Source organism: Flavobacterium sp., assembly GCF_043778725.1.
In the GTDB taxonomy this organism is placed as follows: Bacteria; Bacteroidota; Bacteroidia; order Flavobacteriales; family Flavobacteriaceae; genus Flavobacterium.
Map to the genome: position 1 here is coordinate 1 of NZ_JAYWFT010000171.1, position 3,059 is coordinate 3,059.

Annotated in this window: 4 protein-coding genes; 2 read left to right on the forward strand and 2 right to left on the reverse strand. The window is 30.8% G+C overall.

Translation table 11 applies throughout. The features are described 5' to 3' along the window. Positions 1-285: 285 nt before the first annotated feature. The gene (locus tag ACH2CG_RS15530; protein ID WP_395066832.1) at positions 286-729 is read right to left on the reverse strand and encodes a DUF1569 domain-containing protein; all 444 of its coding nucleotides are present in this window, start codon (positions 727-729) and stop codon (positions 286-288) included. 95 nt (positions 730-824) lie between these two features. On the opposite strand from ACH2CG_RS15530, the gene ACH2CG_RS15535 reads away from it, so the two are divergent. Together ACH2CG_RS15535 and ACH2CG_RS15540 are read left to right on the forward strand one after the other, a co-directional pair. Further along, complete coding sequence (locus ACH2CG_RS15535; RefSeq protein ID WP_395066834.1) at positions 825-1,757, forward strand: peptidylprolyl isomerase; 933 nt, start codon at positions 825-827, stop codon at positions 1,755-1,757. Positions 1,758-1,837: 80 nt separating this feature from the next. After that, on the forward strand, positions 1,838-2,146 hold the full coding sequence (locus ACH2CG_RS15540) for a cytochrome c (RefSeq protein WP_395066836.1): 309 nt from the start codon (positions 1,838-1,840) through the stop codon (positions 2,144-2,146). A gap of 48 nt (positions 2,147-2,194) precedes the next feature. Here the strand turns inward: ACH2CG_RS15540 and ACH2CG_RS15545 are convergent. Continuing rightward, positions 2,195-3,059: sugar phosphate nucleotidyltransferase (locus ACH2CG_RS15545; protein ID WP_395066839.1), on the reverse strand; the 865-nt coding region annotated here is incomplete at its 5' end.

Sequence of the window (3,059 nt, forward strand, 5' to 3'; positions counted from 1 at the left end):
AAGTGAATTTATTATTACGAAATTGTAGATTACCTTAATATACAATTGTTTAAACCCTTGGAAACACTCAACTTAGTTGGGTGTTTCTTTTTTTTATAAATTTATTTTTTTGTATATAGTAATGAATAAACCATCGGAATTTTATTTCCTAAATGTTTAATTCTAAATTTAGGAGGTTCTAATCCAGCATTGTCATAGAAATCAGAAGCTATGAGAACATCCGTTTTATTACTCTTATTGGCTTTGTTAATAGTGATGTAATCGTTTTGGTTTTACATAATTTAGCTATACTCCAAATTGTTCTAAGTGGTGATTCATGTGCTTCCACATCAATTTATTCCAATCTTCAGAAGTCATTTTTCCCCAAAAAGGATGAATCGTTAGTATAATAGATTTTTCACCTTCGGCAAAACGACTAAAATTTTTGATTAATTCATTTTTGCTAATTTCAAAATCATATTTTTCTAAAAATATAAATTCTTTAGCTGTTGGACTGTTCTTTTTAAATTCTGAATTGAAAATTTTATTTTTCAGCACTTTTCCTAAAAATTTCATTAAGAAATTAACTTTAATTTGATTTTCTCCAAAAGCAACAATAATGGCTTCGTTGGTGTGTTTAAGCATTTGGTCAACAGTCATTTTTCCCCAAACGGCTTTACTTTGATGTGATAATTTATTTATTCTAGAAATTATTTCGGCATTTCCAGATTTGTCAAATATTGAATTCATAATTTATAAAAAATTTAGCTATTTCAAAAGTACAATTTTAATGGTAATCCACAATATTATATTAAATTTGCATTTTAAAATATAAATTCAAAAAAATGGAAAACGGAATATATGCTAAATTTAATACCTCGAAAGGTTCAATTTTAGTAAAACTAACACACGATTTAACACCAGGAACAGTTGGAAACTTTGTCGCATTGGCTGAGGGAAATCTAGAAAACAAAGCGCGTCCGCAAGGAAAACCATATTATGACGGATTAAAATTTCATAGAGTAATTCCGGATTTTATGATTCAAGGTGGTTGCCCACAAGGAATTGGTTCTGGTGGTCCAGGTTATAGTTTTGAAGATGAATTTCATCCTTCATTAAAGCATGATAAACCAGGAGTTTTATCTATGGCAAATTCTGGTCCAGCAAGTAATGGTTCGCAATTTTTTATAACACACGTTCCAACTAATTGGTTGGATAACAAACATACTATTTTTGGTAATGTTATTGAAGGTCAAGATATTGTTGATGCAATTGCTCAAGGAGATTTAATAGATACAATTGAAATTTTAAGAGTAGGAGACGAGGCAGAAAAATGGAATGCTGTTGAAGCTTTTAGAACATTTGAAGGAAACCGTCAAAAAAAAATCGAAGACGCTAAAAAAGAATCCGAAGCTAAAATGGAAGAATTAGCAGCTGGTTTTGATAAAACTGAAAGTGGTTTACGATACAAAATGATTCAAACTGGGTCAGGTAAACAAGCAGAAAATGGTAAAACAGTTGCAGTTCATTATGAAGGTTCACTAGAAACAGGAAAAGTTTTTGATTCTTCTTATCCAAGAAAAAAACCAATCGAATTTAGACTTGGTCAAGGTCAAGTTATTGAAGGTTGGGATGAAGGTATTGCACTTTTAAAAGTTGGAGACAAAGCTCGTTTTGTAATTCCGTCTTATTTAGGATATGGAGAAAGTGGTGCTGGTGGTGTAATTCCGCCAAACGCAACTTTAATTTTTGATGTAGAATTAATGGACGTTAAATAGTCTAAATATTTGTTAAATACTATAAAAGCTGTCTTCGGATGGCTTTTTTTGTTATTTTTACTTTACCAAAATCAATAAACATGAAAACAAAAATTTTATCGGTTGCGCTATTAGCAATCTTTTTTTATTCTTGCAGTGGATCTAAATCTGTTACACCAGCAACAACAGTGGTGGCAGAAAAAGAAATTAAAAAAGATGCCGTATCTCCTGAAATTGCAGAAGGAAAAAATTTGTATGAAAATAATTGTGCTAAATGCCACAAGTTATATGAAGCAGCAGATTTTTCTAAAGAAGAATGGAAACCAATTGTGTTAAGAATGCAAAAGAAAGCTCATATAGATGATCTTGCAGGAGAAAAAATCTACAATTATTTAACTGTAAATTTATAAATTATAAAAACGTCTCAATAAAGTATATTGAGACGTTTTTTTTAGCTATTAAACTTCAAATCCATCAGGTAAAACCGCACCTTTTTTTACAACTATAATTCCGTCTTTTATAGTGTATAAATTAGTGTTGGTGTCTTCTAGATGCTTGCCACCAATAAGTTTTACATCATTGCCAATTCTACAATTTTTATCAACAATAGTATTGTTTATTTCGCAACGTTCACCAATTCCTATATTAATTATGTTATTGCTGTCGTTGTGTCTAATTTCTTCAAGATTTTGATAAAAATCATTACCCATCAAGTACGAGTTAGAAACTGTAGATCCAAACCCAATTCGGCTTCTAATTCCTACAACGCAATGTTCAATAGTCGCACCATTAATAATGCAACCTTCGGCAACAACCGATTTATCAATAGTTGTTGCTCCAGTAATTTTTGATGGAGGTAAAACCCTTGCACGCGTATAAATTTTACTAGAATTATCAAATAAATTAAACTTCGGAATATCGTCTGTCAATCCTAAATTGGCTTCAAAAAAAGAATCTATATTTCCTATATCTGTCCAATAACCTTCATACTGATAGCTCAATATTTTTTGTTTTCCTATCGCTTGCGGAATTATTTCTTTGCCAAAATCTTTAGTATCTTGATTAGACATTAATTCTACCAACAATTCTCTATTAAAAATATAAATTCCCATCGATGCCAAGTAATGTTTGCCTTCTAAAGCAGATTCTTTACTAACTTCCGATGTCCATTCGGGCAACAAACTAGCATTTGGTTTTTCAATAAATGAAGTTATAAAGTTGTCAGCATCAGTTTTTAAAATCCCAAATTCTGGTGCCTCTTTCGCATTTACAGGCAAAGTTGCAATAGATATAGTAGCACCACTTTTTTGATGCGCATCTATC